The sequence below is a fragment of the Pseudomonas sp. SZ57 genome (genome assembly GCF_009495975.1).
Taxonomy (GTDB): Bacteria; Pseudomonadota; Gammaproteobacteria; order Pseudomonadales; family Pseudomonadaceae; genus Aquipseudomonas; species Aquipseudomonas syringae.
Genome location: NZ_WIBD01000016.1, coordinates 36,371 through 54,827 on the forward strand (window position 1 = coordinate 36,371; position 18,457 = coordinate 54,827).

At 59.8% G+C, this 18,457-nt stretch carries 14 protein-coding genes; 9 read left to right on the forward strand and 5 right to left on the reverse strand.

What is annotated here, in order from left to right:
• Window positions 1-36: 36 nt before the first annotated feature.
• From glnA to GE543_RS15620, 8 genes are all read left to right on the forward strand, one after another.
• Window positions 37-1,443 (forward strand): glutamate--ammonia ligase, encoded by a 1,407-nt coding sequence (gene glnA / locus GE543_RS15580; protein ID WP_003343817.1) that lies wholly within the window; start codon window positions 37-39, stop codon window positions 1,441-1,443.
• A gap of 166 nt (window positions 1,444-1,609) precedes the next feature.
• Window positions 1,610-2,023 carry a cupin domain-containing protein gene (locus tag GE543_RS15585; protein ID WP_046270141.1) on the forward strand — a complete coding sequence of 138 codons (414 nt, stop codon included), beginning with the start codon at window positions 1,610-1,612 and terminating at the stop codon, window positions 2,021-2,023.
• Between the two features lie 131 nt (window positions 2,024-2,154).
• Entirely contained in the window at window positions 2,155-2,712 is a 558-nt protein-coding gene (locus tag GE543_RS15590) for a chorismate mutase (RefSeq protein ID WP_046235500.1), read from the forward strand.
• Window positions 2,713-2,789: 77 nt separating this feature from the next.
• The gene (locus GE543_RS15595; protein WP_003413452.1) at window positions 2,790-3,326 is read left to right on the forward strand and encodes a DUF4124 domain-containing protein; all 537 of its coding nucleotides are present in this window, start codon (window positions 2,790-2,792) and stop codon (window positions 3,324-3,326) included.
• Between the two features lie 11 nt (window positions 3,327-3,337).
• Window positions 3,338-3,955: a DUF4124 domain-containing protein gene (locus GE543_RS15600; RefSeq protein WP_003316392.1), complete on the forward strand. Its 618-nt coding sequence runs from the start codon at window positions 3,338-3,340 to the stop codon at window positions 3,953-3,955.
• Window positions 3,956-4,237: 282 nt separating this feature from the next.
• Complete coding sequence (glnL, locus tag GE543_RS15610; RefSeq protein ID WP_002555720.1) at window positions 4,238-5,323, forward strand: nitrogen regulation protein NR(II); 1,086 nt, start codon at window positions 4,238-4,240, stop codon at window positions 5,321-5,323.
• Window positions 5,320-6,756: a nitrogen regulation protein NR(I) gene (gene ntrC, locus GE543_RS15615; RefSeq protein WP_003413458.1), complete on the forward strand. Its 1,437-nt coding sequence runs from the start codon at window positions 5,320-5,322 to the stop codon at window positions 6,754-6,756. Before glnL ends, ntrC begins: the two co-directional genes overlap by 4 nt.
• Window positions 6,757-6,861: 105 nt before the next feature.
• Window positions 6,862-8,655 carry an amidase gene (locus GE543_RS15620; RefSeq protein WP_153221818.1) on the forward strand — a complete coding sequence of 598 codons (1,794 nt, stop codon included), beginning with the start codon at window positions 6,862-6,864 and terminating at the stop codon, window positions 8,653-8,655.
• 147 nt (window positions 8,656-8,802) lie between these two features.
• Here GE543_RS15620 and mgrA read toward each other — a convergent pair whose 3' ends face one another.
• The 4 genes from mgrA to GE543_RS15640 form a co-directional block, all read right to left on the reverse strand.
• Window positions 8,803-9,840, reverse strand: coding sequence for an L-glyceraldehyde 3-phosphate reductase (gene mgrA / locus GE543_RS15625; protein WP_153221819.1), 1,038 nt, complete (start codon window positions 9,838-9,840; stop codon window positions 8,803-8,805).
• An 81-nt stretch (window positions 9,841-9,921) separates the two neighbouring features.
• Entirely contained in the window at window positions 9,922-10,857 is a 936-nt protein-coding gene (locus tag GE543_RS15630; protein WP_153221820.1) for a sulfonate ABC transporter substrate-binding protein, read from the reverse strand.
• Window positions 10,858-11,088: 231 nt separating this feature from the next.
• The gene (locus tag GE543_RS15635) at window positions 11,089-12,414 is read right to left on the reverse strand and encodes an LLM class flavin-dependent oxidoreductase (RefSeq protein WP_153221821.1); all 1,326 of its coding nucleotides are present in this window, start codon (window positions 12,412-12,414) and stop codon (window positions 11,089-11,091) included.
• Window positions 12,415-12,448: 34 nt separating this feature from the next.
• Window positions 12,449-14,764, reverse strand: a complete 2,316-nt coding sequence (locus GE543_RS15640; protein ID WP_371927176.1) for a TonB-dependent receptor — start codon at window positions 14,762-14,764, stop codon at window positions 12,449-12,451.
• A 171-nt stretch (window positions 14,765-14,935) separates the two neighbouring features.
• On the opposite strand from GE543_RS15640, the gene GE543_RS15645 reads away from it, so the two are divergent.
• The gene (locus tag GE543_RS15645; RefSeq protein ID WP_153221823.1) at window positions 14,936-15,982 is read left to right on the forward strand and encodes a LacI family DNA-binding transcriptional regulator; all 1,047 of its coding nucleotides are present in this window, start codon (window positions 14,936-14,938) and stop codon (window positions 15,980-15,982) included.
• Between the two features lie 170 nt (window positions 15,983-16,152).
• Here GE543_RS15645 and betT read toward each other — a convergent pair whose 3' ends face one another.
• Window positions 16,153-18,108, reverse strand: coding sequence for a choline BCCT transporter BetT (gene betT / locus GE543_RS15650; RefSeq protein WP_205902143.1), 1,956 nt, complete (start codon window positions 18,106-18,108; stop codon window positions 16,153-16,155).
• Window positions 18,109-18,457: the final 349 nt, after the last annotated feature.

Sequence of the window (18,457 nt, forward strand, 5' to 3'; positions counted from 1 at the left end):
TCTATCAAGTCGGTCTCTAGCCACCCGGAGGACACCATGTCGAAGTCGGTTCAACTCATCAAAGATCATGACGTTAAATGGATTGATCTGCGCTTCACAGACACCAAGGGCAAGCAGCAGCACGTCACCATGCCTGCGCGCGATGCACTGGAAGACGACTTCTTCGAAGTCGGCAAAATGTTCGACGGTTCCTCCATCGCTGGCTGGAAAGGCATCGAAGCGTCCGACATGATTCTCCTGCCGGATGACGAAACTGCCCTGCTCGATCCGTTCACCGAAGAGCCGACCCTGGTTCTGGTGTGCGACGTCATCGAACCTTCGACCATGCAAGGCTACGACCGCGACCCGCGCGCCATTGCCCACCGTGCCGAGGAATACCTGAAGTCGACCGGTATCGGCGACACCGTATTCGTAGGTCCGGAGCCAGAGTTCTTCATCTTCGACGAAGTGAAGTTCAAGTCCGACATCTCCGGTTCCATGTTCAAGATCTTCTCCGAACAGGCTTCCTGGATGACCGACGGCGACGTCGATGGCGGCAACAAGGGCCACCGTCCGGGCGTCAAAGGGGGTTACTTCCCGCTGCCACCGGTCGACCACGACCACGAAATCCGTACCGCCATGTGCAACGCTCTGGAAGAAATGGGCCAGACCGTTGAAGTTCACCACCACGAAGTGGCGACTGCCGGCCAGAACGAAATCGGCGTGAAATTCAACACGCTGGTCAAGAAGGCTGACGAAGTTCAGACCCTCAAGTACTGCGTACACAACGTTGCCGACGCTTACGGCCGTACCGCTACTTTCATGCCCAAGCCACTGTACGGTGACAACGGCTCGGGTATGCACGTACACATGTCCATCTCCAAGGATGGCAAGAACACCTTCGCAGGCGAAGGCTATGCCGGTCTGTCCGATACCGCCCTGTACTTCATCGGCGGCATCATCAAGCACGGCAAGGCTCTGAACGGCTTCACCAACCCGTCGACCAACTCCTACAAGCGTCTGGTCCCAGGTTTCGAGGCTCCGGTCATGCTGGCCTACTCGGCGCGTAACCGCTCCGCATCGATCCGTATTCCTTACGTCAACAGCCCACGCGGCCGTCGTATCGAAGCACGCTTCCCGGATCCGGCAGCCAACCCGTACCTGGCATTCGCTGCTCTGTTGATGGCTGGCCTGGACGGCATCCAGAACAAGATCCACCCTGGCGACGCAGCTGACAAAAACCTGTATGACCTGCCGCCTGAAGAGGCCAAAGAAATCCCACAAGTTTGCGGCAGCCTGAAAGAAGCCCTGGAAGAACTGGACAAGGGCCGCGCGTTCCTGACCAAGGGCGGCGTCTTCAGCGACGACTTCATCGATGCCTACATCGAGCTGAAAAGCGAAGAAGAAATCAAGGTTCGTACCTTCGTACACCCACTGGAATACGAGTTGTACTACAGCTGCTGATCCAGCCACGCCAGCATTGATGGCGTAACAGGAGACCTCCTTCGGGAGGTCTTTTCGTTTCAGGAGCAGGTTTTTTATTTTTTTGTGCGGTAACGGGATATCGGGTTTTCAAAAAAATACCGGGCAAACTTCTGGCCCGAATTTCAGCCAGCCGGACCTTCCTGACATGACACGCAGACTCCTGATTGCAACAGCCCTGCTCGTACTGACCAACAACGCCATCGCCCACCAGACACCATCTGCCGTCGAGTCCCGCGTTTTGCTGAAAAGCAACACATCCTGGGACGGTACACCTTATAGCTCCTACCCCGAAGGACAGCCCGAACTGACCCTTCTGAAAATCGACATTCCTGCAAATACCGCATTGAAATGGCATAGCCATCCGATCCCTAACGCCGCCTATGTGGCCTCCGGAGAAATCACCATAGAGACCCGGGACGGCAACAGGCAGATTCGCCTGAAAAAAGGCGACGCACTGGCGGAAGTGGTCGATATCGTCCATCGCGGCAAGACTGGCGACACGCCGGTCGAGCTCATCGTCTTCTACGCGGCGACAGAAACAACGCCCTTGTCGCAGTAAACTCGCCGCAACCAGTGCGCCATGTGCAGCGTCGGCGCGACGTGAAGTTTTTTTCACCACCCGCCACTGGCTGCACACCGATCAATTGGGCTTAACTCTGCATCTCCCAACCGAACCGAGATGGAACTGCCATGCGCCTTATTCTGGCCACTTCCCTGCTGACAATGACGTTCATGTCTACCTGCTTCGCCTTCACTGCCGAGCAGAAGCCTTCTGCACTTGAACCTCTGCTGCAAGCGATCAGCGAGCGCCTGACCATCGCCGATCAGGTTGCCCTGAGCAAGTGGGACAGCGGCAAGGCCGTCGAGGACCCGCCGCGCGAGCTGCAAGTGATCAGCGCCGCCCAGGCCCGTGCTGCCGAGTTCAAGCTCAACCCCGATGACGTTCAACGCCTGTTCCGCGCCCAGATCGAAGCCAACAAACAGGTGCAGAACGCCCTGCTCGCCCAGTGGCACGCGGCAGGTAAGGCGCCCGACACGGTCAGGCTCAGCCTGGTCGATGACATCCGTCCGAAGCTGGATCGCCTGCAAACCCAGTTGCTCCAGGCCTACGCGGACTTCCAGCCACTGCGCAAGGCGGAAACCTGCCAGATACAACTGGATGCGGCGCTGAAGCGTTATCAGACCGACCCGATTCACGATCAGGCGCTGGTACTGGCCACAGCCGACCTTTGCCCTGCGAAACGCTGACACATCAGGCGGATAGCGCAGCATAGGGCGATGTGTTCTATGCTGACGGCCAATCTTGCCCTGCTGTCGAGAGTCTCATGCGTCAAAGTCTGATTTGCCTGCTGCTGTTGATCAGCCTGCCCGCGCTGGCGCAGATCTATAAGTACACCGATGCGAACGGTAACACCGCGTTCAGCAACCAGCCGCCCAATGGGGCCAAGACCGAAGTGGTCGAACTGCCGCCACTCAACAGCATCGAAACGCAGACGCCTTCCAGACCGGTCGTCAACAGTGCGCCGCAGCCGGCCCCTGCAGCGCCACAATCGCAGCCGCAAACGGCCTATGACGTACTGGAACTCACCGACCTGCCCACCGACGAAGCCTTACGCGCCAACAATGGCACGTTCATCATCGGTGTGAAGATCCAGCCACGCCTGCAACCGACTCACAGCCTGCAACTGCTGCTGGACGGCAACCTGTACGGGCAGCCCTCCAACCTGCCGCGCTTTCAGGTGGTCAACGTAGATCGCGGTGAACACAGTTTCGCGGTGGTCGTGAAAGACGGCGAGCGGATCATTCAGCAGAGCGAAACCATCACCCTGACCGTACAGCGCGTACACCTCGGCAAGCCATGAGCAGATACACGATGCGCGGTCTGCTGACCTGCCTGTTGCTGCTCTTGACGCTGCCCGCAGTGGCCGACGTCTACACCTATATCGACGCGCAGGGTAATCGGGTGTTTACCGACCAGCCGCGCAAGAACGCCACCCGCGTCGACATCGCCCCCAGCAACAACATGACCGGCACACCGCCGACCCGCACCTTGAAGGCCCACCCTGCCAAACCGGCAGTACAACCGATGTTTCATTACCAGTTGCTGAGAATCCTGGTGCCCGAACCGGACGCCACCCTGGTCAATCCCAGCGGCGACCTGATCGTTACCGTCACCAGCGAGCCGGTGTTACAGGCGGGGCACAGCTACCGGCTTATGCTGGATAACGTTGCCGTCGGCCAGGCCGGCCGCAGCCCCGTATTCCCGTTGAGCAACGTGGATCGCGGCACGCATCAACTGTCGGTAGAGATTTTCGACGAGCTCGGCCGTGTTCTGGAAAAAACCCCGAACCAGCCGTTTCACGTACAGCGCATTTCCCTGGCGCAAAAACGCGCGACTCATCCCTGCAAGGAGGATGACTACGGTGTGCGGCCGGAGTGTCCGCTCAAGGACAAGCCCGAACCAAAAAGCAGCATCCTGCCCTTCTTCTGACCTCGCCAAATCGCCAGCACCTTTTTGGTGCGCTCAATGTCTGCCTGCGCAACAATACAGCCCAATCTGGTTCAGGAAGCCTGACCGGGTAGCGCCGTATGCGGGCACTCTTTACAAAAACGGCCCGATTTTGCAGATAAAGCGCTTCTTTTCGGAGCCTTGGTTTGTTTTTTGCAACTTCACTGACATAGCACCGTATTGGTGGCCTTGCTCCTGCTGGTGCAGACCAACCAGCACCCGCATTGCGCGACTGCAATGTGCCAAAAGAGGTCAACACGATTCATGACTATCAGCGATGCGCTGCACAGACTGTTACTGGATAACCTGACCACTGCCACCATTCTGCTCAACGCTGACCTGCGACTTGAGTACATGAACCCGGCGGCGGAAATGCTGCTGGCCATCAGCGGGCAGCGCAGCCATGGGCAATTCATCAGCGAGCTGTTCACCGAGTCGGCCGAAGCATTGAGTTCGCTGCGTCAGGCTGTCGAACAGGCTCATCCTTTTACCAAGCGCGAAGCGATGCTCACTGCACTGACCGGTCAGACCCTGACGGTCGACTATGCGGTGACGCCTATCCTCAGCAAGGGCGATACCCTGCTGCTGCTTGAAGTACACCCGCGTGACCGGCTGTTGCGCATCACCAAGGAAGAGGCCCAGCTGTCCAAGCAGGAAACCACCAAGATGCTGGTGCGTGGCCTGGCTCACGAAATCAAGAATCCGCTGGGCGGCATTCGCGGGGCCGCACAACTGCTGGCCCGCGAGCTGCCTGAAGAAAGTCTCAAGGACTACACCAACGTCATCATCGAAGAGGCCGACCGCCTGCGTAACCTGGTCGACCGCATGCTCGGCTCCAACAAGCTGCCATCGCTGGCGATGACCAACGTGCACGAAGTGCTCGAGCGCGTGTGCAGCCTGGTCGAGGCCGAAAGCCAGGGCTGCATCACCTTGGTGCGCGACTACGACCCAAGCATCCCCGACGTATTGATCGACCGCGAGCAAATGATCCAGGCCGTGCTCAATATCGTGCGCAATGCCATGCAGGCCATCAGCGGCCAGAACGAATTGCGCCTTGGCCGGATCACCCTGCGTACCCGCGCCATGCGCCAGTTCACCATCGGTCACGTTCGCCATCGACTGGTGAGCAAGATCGAAATCATCGACAACGGCCCCGGTATTCCGGCCGAGCTTCAGGAAACCATTTTCTACCCCATGGTCAGTGGCCGCCCGGACGGTACGGGATTAGGTCTTGCCATTACCCAGAACATCATCAGCCAGCACCAGGGTCTGATCGAGTGTGACAGCCATCCCGGCCACACCACGTTCTCGATCTTCCTGCCGCTGGAACAAGGAGCAGCTTCGACATGAGCCGTAGTGAAACTGTCTGGATCGTAGACGACGATCGTTCTATCCGCTGGGTACTGGAAAAAGCCTTGCAACAGGAAGGCATGACCACGCAAAGCTTCGACAGCGCCGACGGGGTGATGAGCCGTCTGGCCCGTCAGCAACCGGACGTGATCATTTCCGACATCCGCATGCCGGGTGCCAGTGGCCTGGACCTGCTGGCGCGGATTCGCGAGCAGCATCCACGTCTGCCGGTGATCATCATGACCGCCCACTCGGACCTGGACAGCGCCGTGGCGTCCTATCAAGGCGGCGCGTTCGAGTACCTGCCAAAGCCGTTCGACGTCGATGAAGCCGTGTCGCTGGTCAAGCGCGCCAATCAGCACGCTCAGGAACAACAGGGCCTGGATGTTGCACCGACGCTGACCCGCACCCCTGAAATCATTGGCGAAGCGCCAGCGATGCAGGAAGTGTTTCGCGCCATCGGCCGTCTGAGTCACTCCAACATCACGGTGTTGATCAACGGTGAGTCGGGTACCGGCAAGGAGCTGGTCGCTCACGCATTGCATCGCCACAGCCCGCGTTCGGCCTCGCCGTTCATTGCGCTGAACATGGCGGCGATCCCCAAGGACCTGATGGAGTCCGAGCTGTTCGGGCATGAAAAAGGCGCCTTCACCGGCGCGGCCAACCTGCGTCGTGGGCGCTTCGAACAGGCCGACGGCGGCACGCTGTTTCTCGATGAAATCGGTGACATGCCCGCCGACACCCAGACTCGTCTGTTGCGTGTCCTGGCGGATGGCGAATTCTACCGGGTCGGCGGTCACACGCCGGTCAAGGTCGATGTGCGCATCATTGCTGCCACCCACCAGAATCTGGAAACCCTGGTGCAGGCCGGCAAGTTCCGCGAGGACTTGTTTCACCGCCTGAACGTGATCCGCATCCACATTCCGCGCATGTCAGACCGTCGCGAAGATATCCCGACCCTGGCCAAGCACTTCCTCAGCCGCGCGGCTCAGGAACTGGCGGTCGAGCCCAAGTTGCTCAAGGCAGAGACCGAAGAGTACCTCAAGCATCTGCCGTGGCCTGGCAACGTGCGTCAGCTGGAAAACACCTGCCGCTGGATCACGGTCATGGCGTCGGGTCGTGAAGTGCACATCAGCGACCTGCCGCCGGAACTGCTGAGCCTGCCGCAGGACGCCGCGCCGGTCACCAACTGGGAACAGGCGCTGCGCCAGTGGGCCGATCAGGCCTTGTCTCGCGGTCAGTCCAGCCTGCTGGACAGCGCCGTGCCGACCTTCGAGCGGATCATGATCGAAACCGCCCTCAAGCACACCGCCGGCCGCCGCCGCGATGCCGCCGTGCTGCTGGGCTGGGGCCGCAATACCCTGACCCGCAAGATCAAGGAACTGGGCATGAAGATCGATGGCGGGGATGACGACGAGGCTGACGAAGGCTGAGTCGTCCTCAAGACATTCACTGCCATTTCTGACAGTTACCCGCAACGCCCGTTAATGATTAGCTTCTTTTGACTCCACTCGAGGAGTCATAAGGAGCTGATCAACATGGAAAGTGCATTACTCGGCGAACCTGACGCCCGACAGCACGCCAACAATTTACGTTTGCTTGCGGCACTGCCGCGTGGTGCAGGCATTGAACGACGCGAGCGGATTGTTGACTACGACATCGTCGAACTCGCCGCACTGCTGCGCGAAGGCAACCCGCAAAGACTGACCGCCGAACAGGTGCTAGTCGAATACTGGAGCCGCATCACCCGGTTCAACGGCCCGCAAGAAACCTACGGCGATAACGGTAAATACAACGCTTTTGTGCGGCTGGAAGATTTCTCGACACTGTTGGAGCAGGCAAGACTCGCCGATCAATGGCTGACGACTCCAGACGATCAACGCGGCCCGGCGCCTCCGTTGTGCGGAATTCCCTTCGGTATAAAAGACTCTTTCGCCATTCAGGGCCTTGAAAGCAAAAATGGCACTCAGGCTTTTTCCGGCAACCTGGCATTACGTGATGCGACATGTGTCGCTCGGCTGAGGGCTCAGGGCGCTCTTATTATCGGTCATACCATCTGCTCCGAACTCTCGACCCACACGGTCGGCCAGTTTGCCGGGAACGCGTGGGACCCGGCACGTACGCCGGGCGGGTCCAGTCAGGGCTCGGGGGTCGCCCCGATTGCACGGCTGTGCGCCGCAGCACTGGGCGAAGAGACGGCCGGCTCGATTATCATTCCTGCGGCTGCGAATGGCGCCAGCGCAATAAAACCATCGCTGGGATTGGTGTCTGGCGCCGGCGTGATGCCCCTGCGAAGCGGCTGGGACGTGGTCGGCCCCATGGCCCGTTCGATCCGCGATGCGTCGCTGATATTGTCCATAATCGCCGGCCCTGATGGAGAAAACGACCCGCAAAGCCTGTCGGCCCCATCGGTAGGCGAGCAGCTTTCCATTACCCCGACCCCCGGTTCTCTTCCTCTGCAAGGGCTGACCATAGGCATTCCGCAGACGGACTGGATGTCGTCGTCCGGTCAACCCCCTGCGCAGTCTTACGACGAGGACTACAGCGCAGCGTTTATCAGGTTCAAGGATCAGCTTGAGACGCTGGGTGCACGGGTCATCGACTTTCCTTGGCTGGATGCTGAAATTCTTGAAAACATTCCTTACTCCTCGCCAGAACCCATTCATGACGTGCAGAACAGTGATGGCAGCATTCTGATGAGAGTCAACGCGCAAGCCGTGACCAGTTACGCCAACCAACTGGAAACCCGGCACTGGTCGGCCGTACGTGACTTTGCAGACGTGTTGGAGAATCAAGACGACAGAGACTATTTGCTACGAAGATACCCGGAGTTATTCGATCAGGTTGCCTCACTGATTCCAGTGGGGATCAGACTCGAAGCAGAGAACAGACGCCGTCTACAGCAGGGGCATTTTGAAAAGGCCCTGAATGACTATCAGATTGACTTCATGATGGTGCTGCCGCTCGGTGCTCACGTCGGCGAGCGGGCAGGCGCACTGGTGAAGACACTACCGGTACAGCGCATGTACTTCGATATGCCCAACGCGCTGGCCTGGCCCATGCTGACACTGCCCATCGGCCATGGCGCGAACGGCGTCCCAAAGCAATTACCCGTTACGGCGGCGTTCTGGGGCAGGCGCTTCAGTGAACCACTGCTCGTGCAAGCCGCCATCGACTTTCAGACGCACTATTGCGAGTATCACACCAAAGCGCCGCCAGACCCGGATTTCGCCTCGCCCGTAGCGTTTCATCTCTGGGAACTGGACGAGATTCCTTGGCAGTACTCAGCCGATCCGCTGGTCATTGCCGAGGGCAGAAGGAAAAAATCATGAGCCATACCTCATTCTTTGTCATCCAGTGGAAGCCACTGAACAACCCGGCGTTGCTGCCCGTGCAGGCGAGTGAGCCGCCAGACGCATTTTTCAACGTCCGATGGCGGCCCACGCAAGGTCTGAGTTATTACCCGGAAACGGCTGTGCCTACTCAGCCAGAGAAGGTTTTTCCCACAGGTTGATCCCGCCTTCCACCGCAAAGCTGTCGATCTCGGTCAGTTCTTCACTGCTGAACGCGAGGTTCTTCAGGGCACCGACGTTTTCAATGATCTGCTCGGGACGGCTCGCACCGATCAACGCTGAGGTCACGCGCGGATCGCGCAACGTCCAGGCCAGGGCCATTTGTGCCAGGCTCTGACCGCGACGCTGGGCGATTTCGTTGAGCGCACGCACGTGGGCGATGTTCTGCTCGGACAGGTGCGAAGCCTGCAGCGAGCCGCCCCCCGGACGATTGACCCGCGCATCCTTGGGCACGCCGTTCAGGTACTTGTCCGACAGCAGCCCTTGGGCCAACGCAGTAAACGCGATCACGCCAGCGCCCAGCTCTTCGGTAGCGTCGAGCAAGTCTTTCTCGACCCAGCGGTTAAGCAGGTTGTAAGCCGGCTGGTGAATCAGCAGCGGTACTTTCCACTCTTTGAGCAACGCGGCTATCTCGCGGGTCTTGGCCCCGGAATACGACGAGATACCGATATACAACGCCTTGCCCTGCTGAACCGCGGTGGCCAGTGCGCTGGCGGTTTCTTCCAGCGGAGTGTCCGGGTCGAAACGGTGGGAATAGAAGATGTCGACGTAATCGAGGCCCATGCGCTGCAGGCTCTGATCAAGGCTGGCGAGCACGTATTTACGTGAACCACCGCCCTGCCCGTATGGCCCTGGCCACATGTCCCAGCCGGCCTTGCTGGAGATGATCAATTCATCACGGTAGTGCTTGAAGTCTTCGCGCAGCAGACGGCCGAAGTTGATCTCGGCGCTGCCGTACGGCGGGCCATAGTTGTTGGCCAGGTCGAAATGATTGATGCCCAGATCGAACGCCGTGCGCAGCATGGCGCGCTGGGTGTCGATCGGCGTGCTGTCACCGAAGTTGTGCCACAAGCCCAAAGACAGTGCCGGAAGCACCAGCCCGCTGCGGCCGGTACGGCGATAAGGCATGTCTTCGTAACGATTTTCGGTAGCGATGTAGGTCATTGAATCCTCTCTTGTCTGGGGGATATTCGAGGCGTCTTGATTGCGTTTGCGAACCGGTGAGGCCTGTTCGCAACGCCGGAATCATGGCTTTTGCCAGACAACCTGCTGAATGTCGACCCGCTTGGGTATCAAGTGGTTGTCGTAAAACAGATCAGCGGTCGCCTGCTGCGCGCGTACGATCTCCGGCGTGATCGGCAGGCTGGGTGATACAGGCCGATGGTCAAGATACTGAGTCATGACCGCTTCGGACAAGCCCATGCTGCGCGCCAGTACCTGAATACTCTCGACACGCTGCGAGCGCGACAGCCCGTCGGCCACCGTCAGTTCGTCGAGCACCTGCTGCACGAGCGCTGCATTTTCCTCGGCAAACGCTCGCCGTGCGGTATAGAACGGCCCGGACAATCCAAGCCCCTCGCCGTTGGCCAGCAGACGAGTGTGGCCTTCGCTCATGGCGATGGAGTAGTAAGGGTCCCAGATCGCCCAGGCATCGACACTGCCGTTTTCAAAGGCCGCGCGGGCATCGGCAGGGGTCAGGTAGATTGGCTGAATATCCTTGAACGTCAGGCCTGCTTTGTTGAGCAAACGCAGCACCACGTTATGCGAGCTGGAGCCTTTCTGCAGCGCGACCTTGCGGCCTTTCAATTCTGCGACGCTGTGCACCGGGCTTTCGTTGCGCACCAACAGGGTTTCCACCTGCGGCTTGGGTGGCTCGGCACCGATGTAGACCAGGTCGGCACCTGCGACCTGGGCGAAAATCGGCGGAATGTCGCCGGTGGAGGCAATGTCCAGACTGCCAATATTCAGCGCCTCCAGCATCTGCGGCCCGGCCGGAAACTCGACCCATTTGATTTTCTTCTGGGGAAAACGCTTTTCCAGCAGGCCATGTTCCTTAGCCAGCACCAGCGTGATCGAACCCTTCTGATAGCCGATGCGAAGGGTGTCAGGCTCGTCGGCAGCAGCTGTACCGAACAGGCCGCTAAAGGCCAGAATGGCGGCGATAAACGTGAATGGTTTCATGGGTGATCCCTTAATTCTGTATAAAAATCTGCCTTTGATTCTGGCCGAAGGCCGTGGGAGCGACCGGGGCGGCGATCCGCATTGTTCGCGAAAGGGCCGGTACAAGCACTGAAAATTCATCGTCTGAAATACCGTCTTCACGAACAATGCGGACCACCGCCCCGGTCGCTCCCACGCCCTGCGGGCAGAAGCCCGCTTTCTGCGCTCATCAGGACTTGCATGCGGCAACGATCAAAATCTATAAGCAGGCCGCTGCAAGCCCAGGTTCTCGCGCAACGTCGTGCCTTCATACTCGGTGCGAAACAGCCCGCGCCGCTGCAGCTCCGGCACCAGCAGCTGCGCGACATCTTCCAGACCGCCCGGCAGGTGCGGCACCAGCACGTTGAAGCCATCCGCCGCGCCTTGCTCGAACCAGCGTTGCAACTCATCGGCTATCTGCTCCGGCGTGCCGATCAGGCTGTAGTGCCCTCGCCCACCGGCAATCCGTCGCCCCAGTTGCGCCAGAGTCAGGTTTTCCTGATCGGCCAGTTCGGTGAGCAGTTTCTGCCGGCTGCGCTGGCCGCTGTCGGTCAGCGGCAACTCTGGCAGCGGGCCGTCCAGCGGGTAACCCGACAGGTCGAAATTGCCCAGCATGCGGCCCAGTAGAGCGACCCCGACCTGAGGCTCGACCAGTTCCTGAAACGACTCGAATTTAGCTTTCGCCAAGGCTTCGGTTTCGGCCACGACGATGAACACGCCGGGCATGATTTTCAGAGAATCGACGGCCCGCCCGTAAGCACTCAGACGACCCTTGAGGTCAGCGTAGAAAGCTTGCGCACTGGCCAGCGAGGTCTGCGCGGTGAATACCACTTCCGCCGTCTGCGCCGCCAGATCACGTCCGACTTCCGAGGAACCGGCCTGCACTACCACCGGCTGACCCTGCGGCGAACGCGCCACGTTCAGCGGCCCCTTGACGCGGAAATGCTCGCCCTGATGATCGAGTACATGCAGTCTGGCCGGGTTGTAATACTCGCCACTGGCCTTATCGCGGGTGAAAGCGTCGTCTGCCCAACTGTCCCACAGGCCGGTCACCACCTGATGAAACTCTCGTGCGCGGCTGTAGCGCTCGGCATGCCCCACATGCTCGGCGCGACCGAAGTTCTGCGCTTCGGCGGCGGCATCCGACGTCACCAGATTCCAGCCCGCTCGCCCACCGGAGAGATGATCCAGCGAGGCGAACTTGCGGGCTACGTGATACGGCTCGTTGTAGGTGGTGGTCGCTGTCGCGATCAGACCGATGTGCTCGGTCACCGCGCTGAGTGCCGAGAGCAGAGTCAGTGGTTCGAAATGATCGGAGCGCGCCATGCGGCTGGCGATATCACCGGTCGCGGCAGCCACACTGTCAGCGACGAACAGCGCATCGAATTTTGCCGCCTCCGCGACCCTGGCCACGTGCCGGTAATGCTTGAAATCCAGCCCTGCATCCGCAGGCACATCCGGGTGCCGCCAAGCGGCGACATGGTGCCCGGTGGCCATCAGGAAAGCGCCCAGTTTCATCTGTCGAGCAGTCGTGCTCATACCTCACTCCTTACGTGTTGCCTGGGGTCTTGGCTCAAAAATCCTTGCGTAACTGCACGCCGAAATAACGCTCGTCATCACGCGGTACGGATCGGTAAACGTAATTCCCGCCGGTGGCGAGCATTGGCGAATAGGACTTGTCGGCCAGGTTCTTGCCCAGCAGTGCAACGCGCCAGCCGCTGTTGTAATCCGCCAGTGCCACGCTGGCGTTCCAGATGCCGTAAGCGCCCTGTTTGGTGTCCGGGTTCTGGCTGATGTCGTACTGCACTTCGCTCTGCCAGCTGTAATCGGTGCCCAGTTCAATATCCAGGCCATTGTCCAGCGGGATGGTGTAGTCGGCGCGAACGTAGCTTTTCCAGTCTGGGCTGTATGGCAGGGTCTTGCCGTCGACGTTGCAGGACGCCGCCGCACCGGCCGGGCAGGCGAAGCTGTCGATGCGTGCTCTGGTGTAGGACAACGCACCGGAGAATTTCAGGTTTCGGGTGGCTTGCAGGGCGTAATCCAGCTCGACGCCTTCGGTGCTGACACTGCCTGCGTTGATCAGGCGCGTCACGACCTGCCCGGCAACACTGTCGAAGAAATTCGCCTGATAGTTGTCGTACTCGCTGTGGAACACCGCCAGGTTAGTGGTCAGGCGATTGTTCCAGGTGGTGGCCTTGAGGCCGACCTCCCAGGTGTTCGAGGTTTCCGGTTTGAGGGCCTCGGTGTCACGCGGCTGCATGTTGAAGAACACGTTGTAGGCCGGGCCTTTGTAGCCGCGCGAGTAGGTGATGTAGGTCATCACACTGTCGCTCAGGTCGTACTGCAAACCGAGACGCCCGGACTTGCCGTCTTCATCCACCGAGCCGGAACTGCTGGTCGCTGGCTGAATGCCGCTGACGGTCGTAGCCGATGTCGACACGCGGCGATGATCGTATTCCAGATCGTCATGAGTCCAGCGTGCCCCGACAATCGCTCGCAAGTCCGGGGTGAAGTTGAACGTGGTTTCGCCGAACACCGAATAGCTGTCGGTGGTGGTGCTGTAGTCGGCGATGCCGCGATCCTGAGTCGTCGGTGTGATCAGCGTGCGCTGATAGGTCTCGTCGCTCTTGCCGTGCATGTAAAACAGACCGCCGACGTATTCGACAAACTGGCCTTTCGGCGACGCCAGACGCAGCTCCTGGGAATACTGGTTGAACTCAAGATCGCCCTTGTCTTCGGTGCCGGGGAACGCTGCGGTGACAGTGCCAAGCCGGTCGCCGTCCTGATACTGCGTGTTGTCCCAGCCGCGCCAGGCGGTGATGGAGGTCAGGGTGTAGTCGCCCAGTTGCCAGTCGAGCTGGCCGGACAGGCCTTTGTTGACGTCCTCGACATGGCTGCGGTAATCGCTGACGACATTGCGGTTATCGCTGTCGGCACGTACCGGCGCCAAGGCACTGACGAAGGACGGGGTCAGCGCTTTGCTCACCACACCGTTGGGCGCGTCGTCATGGGACTGCATGTAGTCCGCTGCGAGGGTGAAGGTGATGTCGTCATTGGGCGTGAATTCCAGCTTGCCGCGGGCGCCCTTGCGGTTGTAGCCGTTGACTTCCTGACCATTGAGCTTGTTATCGACATTGCCGTCATAGCTGCCGAACAATGTCGTGATCGAGCCTTTGAGGGTCTGCGGAATCAGGCTGCCGCCAATGCCGAAACGGGTGCGGCTTTCGTTGCCGCTGTAATACGACTGATCGATGTAACCGTGAGTCTCTTCGGTCGGTGCCTTGGTGGTGACGTTGAGCACGCCCGCCGAAGCGTTCTTGCCGAACAGCGTGCCTTGCGGGCCGCGCAGCACTTCGATGCGTTCCAGGTCGAGCAAGTCCAGCGTGGCCTGACCCGGACGCGCATACACCACACCATCGATCACCGTGGCCACCGTTGGTTCGACGCCTGGCGAGGTGGAAATGGTGCCGACACCGCGAACGAACAGCGAAGTGTCCTTGTTGGAAGCCCCGGTGCGGAAATTCAACGATGGCACCTGCTGCACGATGCTGGCCACGCCATTACGGTTATCGCGTTCCAGTTGTTCGCCATCGATCACGGACACGGCGACCGGTACTTTTTGCAGCGATTCTTCGCGGCGTGTGGCGGTCACGGTCACCGATTCCAGCGCTACTGTTTCTGTGTTCTGCCCTGCCGCTGTCTCTGCCATGGCCGGAACACACGGCAATGCCGTCAGCCCCATCAGCAACCACCCACAACGACGCCCCCGCGCCGTGTGAGCCTGATCGATCGCCTGCGCCAGAAGCGTGTGTCTGACGCCATCCCCACCTGTTGTGTGCATCTGCGTGCCTACCTGAAATATGCCCTGATCCGACAGTGCGATGCGCACTGGCGCCTATGCGTGCTGACTAAACCGGGTCCGGGCATTCGCGGTGGCGAGTAGCAGACAAACCATCTTTGTTAGCGCTAACATCGCCAGTATCAGGAAACGACTGATAGATCGTCCAATACTGAAAAATTAGTTTTATATTCTTTTTACTTTTATGCGAAGTGATCGAGCATGGCCGACGAGAAGCCCCTGATACGCAAACGCCGAGGCGCAGGCCGGGTGACGATCACCGCCGTGGCGTGTCAGGCGGGGGTGTCTGCCATTACCGTGTCGCGCTATTTCAATCAGCCGGAACAGGTCTCGCCCGAACTGCGCGAGCGGATTGCGAGCACAGTCAGTGCACTGGGTTACGTGCCCAATCTGGTTGCTGGCGGCCTGGCATCAGCACGCAGCCGGGTGGTAGCGATGGTGATTCCCAACATCTCCGGACCGATCTTTGCCAATACCATTCAGGGCTTCAGCGACACACTGAGCCGGCACGGTTTCCAGTTGCTGCTGGCCTCCAGCTACTTTTCCGCAGAGCAGGAGGAAAGCGCGGTGCGGGCGTTCCTGGGTTGGTCACCAGCGGCACTGGTGCTGACCAGCCGCTTTCACAGCCCAGCTACCGAGAACATGATCGAGCAGACCGATGTCCCGGTGATCGAAACCTGGGACCATCAACCCGACCGCAGCCCGATCCAGATCGGCTTTTCGCACTACGACGTCGGCGTGATGGCAGCCCGTTATCTGTATGACAAAGGCTACCGGCGCATCGCGTTCGTACAGAACAGCGTTGCGGGCGACTTCAGCGCACTGGAGCGTCGCGACGGCTATGCCGCAACCGTGGAAGGGCTGGGTATCACGCCATGGGTTTTCGTCCCGGACGCGGATCGGGCGCCCTTCGAGGCTGGCAAACAGGCGATGGACACCCTGATGAACCAAGCGCCCCGCCCTGACGCGATCTTCTTCGCCAACGACAACCTGGCAGCCGGCGCCCTGCTCGCCAGCCAGCGCGCAGGCCTGAGCATTCCACAGGATTGCGCCGTGATGGGCTTTGGCGATTACGCCTTCGCAGAAATGATGCTGCCCAGCCTGACCACCATCAAACCACCCGCCCTGCAGATCGGCGTAATGGCTGCCACGCGGGTGCTTGAAAGCCTCGGAGTGTTACCGGTAGAGGGAGAAATACAACGGCTGAATCTGCTGGAATGCAGCCTGGTGGAGCGGGAGAGTACGTGAGCCCGCCGCACTCTCGAGCCTAAGCGGGAGCGTGAGGAACGATGACCCTGTAACCATCGTGCGACGCTCCGCGTCGCATGCCGTTCTGGACGCTCCGCGTCCTCTCCTGATTATGTGGCGCGGCGCAGAGCGTGAGGGACGATAGTTGTAACCGCCCCCCCACGCCCCGATCAACGCACCAGATGCAGGAACTGCATATGCCGTTCGTACTGATCGAGCACGTCGTTGATGACTTGTTCCTTGGTGTAACCCACCAGGTCGTAGTCCTGACTGCCCTCGCTCAAGTGCACCTCGGCGCGGTAGTAGCGGCGGTTGTTCAATTGCTTGGAGCCCATGCCGCCACGGGCGAACGACGGAGTGAAGAAGCCTTTCATCTGCACCTGGTAAATGAACGGACGTTCTTCGCCGTGACCGATTTCCAGGGTCACCGAGTCGTTGGACGGGTCAGGTACGTTGACCACATTCAAGCCCTTCTCGACGAACACCGCCGTCACTTCTTCAATCGCCGGACGCACGGTCTGATCGAGGAAACGGTACACCTCGTCTCGCGACGGGTAATGCACCGCCTGGCTCAGACGCTGACGCCAGCCACCGCGTCGTGAACCGGACACTGGCGCCAGCGAGTACAGCTGGGCAATCTTGCGCTGCGACTCCATGACGAACGCCTTGTGCAGGCCCCACATCATCAGTAACAGAATCAGCGAGAACGGCAGCGACGTCAGCACCACGGCCGATTTCAGCGCATCGATGCTGCCGGAGAACAACAGGCCACTGGTGATCAGCGCCGTGGCCACACCCCAGAACACCCGCAGCCATTTCGGACCGTCTTCGTCAGGGTTGCCGCCTTTGGCTGACAGTGTCGACAGCACCACGGTGCCTGAGTCGGCTGAGGTAACGAAGAACACGAAGCTGATGAACACCGTGACCGCGATGACTGTCTTGCTCCACGGATAGGTTTCCAGCAGCAGGTACAGGGTCATCGACGGATCGTCGATAGCCGACTGACCCAGCGCCGTCATGCCGTGGTTGAGCACTTGATCGATGGCGCTGTTACCGAAGATCGACATCCACGCCAGGGTGAAGCCCAGCGGGATCAGCAAGACACCGAAGACGAACTCGCGGATGGTCCGGCCACGGGAGATTCGCGCGATGAACAGGCCCACGAACGGCGCCCAGGCAATCCACCAGGCCCAATAGAACACCGTCCAGCCGCCCAGCCAGTCACTCGGCTCGTTATAGGCGTACACGTCGAAACTCTTGCTCGGCAGTGCGCCCAGGTAGTCACCGATGTTCTGCACCAGCGTATTGAGCAAGTGCTGAGTCGGGCCGGCAAACAGCACGAACAGCAGCAGCGCACAGGCCAGCAGCATGTTGATGTCGGACATGACGCGTACGCCCTTGTCGACACCGGCGATCGCCACCAGAATCGCCGCGCCCATCATCAGGGTGATCAGACCGACCTGAATCCAGTGGGTGTGCGCCACGCCGAACAGGTAGTCCAGACCGGAATTGAGGTGCAGCACCCCGAAGCCCATGTCTGCGCCGAGCCCGAAGATGGTCGCAATGATGCCGAAGCCATCGACGGCATAGCCAATAGGGCCGTTGATGCGTTTGCCGATCAGCGGATACAGCGCCGAGCGCAGGGCCAGCGGCAGGTTATGGCGATAAGCGAAATAGGCCAGCGCCATACCGACGAACGCGAACACGCCCCAGCCATGCAGACCCCAGTGCAGAAACAGCAACTGCATGCCTTGGCGTGCCGCTTCTGCGGTACCACCCTCGCCCTGCGGCGGTTGCAGCAGGTGCGTCAGGGGTTCTGAAACGCAGAAAAAGAACAGCGTGATGCTGATGCCGGCAGCGAATAGCATCCCGGCCCAGGACAGGTAACTGAACTCGGGTTCGTCGTGGTCGGCACCGAGCTTGATCTTGCCGAAGCCCGACAAGGCGGTGACCACCACGAAGACCAGGTACAGGGTCATGACCATCATGTAGTACCAGCCGACCGTGTTGGCCGCCCAGTTTTGCGCCGCCAGCAGCCATTCGCCGCTGGCTTGCGGGAACGCGATCACGACGATGCCGAAAATCAGAATAAAACTCGCAGCGAAATAGAACACTGGAGCATTCATGCGAACCATGCCGCTTGAAGAGGAACTCGCAGAACTCATCGGTTGAGTGCCTCCGGACTGATAAAACCAACTGCAAAAAGCGGATACGGCAAGGGTAAGCCTCCTGTTGTGAGCGGGCAGCGAACCACCGGTTTAACTTGAACGAGCGTTCAATTTAAACATGAAAACACCCGCGAGACCTAATCGCAGGCCGGTGAATGCTGGCTCAGGCCTGGGTATGACGCATGCTTGCGCGAGTTCGTTCCCGCGCTAAAGAGGCCATTTTCAGCCCGCCAAAAGCGCTGTTTGCAAACATCCGCAGCACTTTAATTCCGGTCTTAACGCGATGCACACCCTCCTCGCACCAATC

What these genes read in the sequence shown, in the direction of transcription:
- glnA (WP_003343817.1), top strand. Translation starts at nt 37, where the DNA reads ATGTCGAAGTCGGTTCAACTCATCAAAGATCATGACGTTAAATGGATT.
- GE543_RS15600 (WP_003316392.1), top strand. Translation starts at nt 3,338, where the DNA reads ATGCGCGGTCTGCTGACCTGCCTGTTGCTGCTCTTGACGCTGCCCGCA.
- GE543_RS15645 (WP_153221823.1), top strand. Translation starts at nt 14,936, where the DNA reads ATGGCCGACGAGAAGCCCCTGATACGCAAACGCCGAGGCGCAGGCCGG.
- ntrC (WP_003413458.1), top strand. Translation starts at nt 5,320, where the DNA reads ATGAGCCGTAGTGAAACTGTCTGGATCGTAGACGACGATCGTTCTATC.
- betT (WP_205902143.1), bottom strand. Translation starts at nt 18,108, where the DNA reads ATGAATGCTCCAGTGTTCTATTTCGCTGCGAGTTTTATTCTGATTTTC.
- GE543_RS15635 (WP_153221821.1), bottom strand. Translation starts at nt 12,414, where the DNA reads ATGAGCACGACTGCTCGACAGATGAAACTGGGCGCTTTCCTGATGGCC.
- GE543_RS15630 (WP_153221820.1), bottom strand. Translation starts at nt 10,857, where the DNA reads ATGAAACCATTCACGTTTATCGCCGCCATTCTGGCCTTTAGCGGCCTG.
- GE543_RS15585 (WP_046270141.1), top strand. Translation starts at nt 1,610, where the DNA reads ATGACACGCAGACTCCTGATTGCAACAGCCCTGCTCGTACTGACCAAC.
- GE543_RS15590 (WP_046235500.1), top strand. Translation starts at nt 2,155, where the DNA reads ATGCGCCTTATTCTGGCCACTTCCCTGCTGACAATGACGTTCATGTCT.
- GE543_RS15620 (WP_153221818.1), top strand. Translation starts at nt 6,862, where the DNA reads ATGGAAAGTGCATTACTCGGCGAACCTGACGCCCGACAGCACGCCAAC.
- GE543_RS15595 (WP_003413452.1), top strand. Translation starts at nt 2,790, where the DNA reads ATGCGTCAAAGTCTGATTTGCCTGCTGCTGTTGATCAGCCTGCCCGCG.
- glnL (WP_002555720.1), top strand. Translation starts at nt 4,238, where the DNA reads ATGACTATCAGCGATGCGCTGCACAGACTGTTACTGGATAACCTGACC.
- mgrA (WP_153221819.1), bottom strand. Translation starts at nt 9,840, where the DNA reads ATGACCTACATCGCTACCGAAAATCGTTACGAAGACATGCCTTATCGC.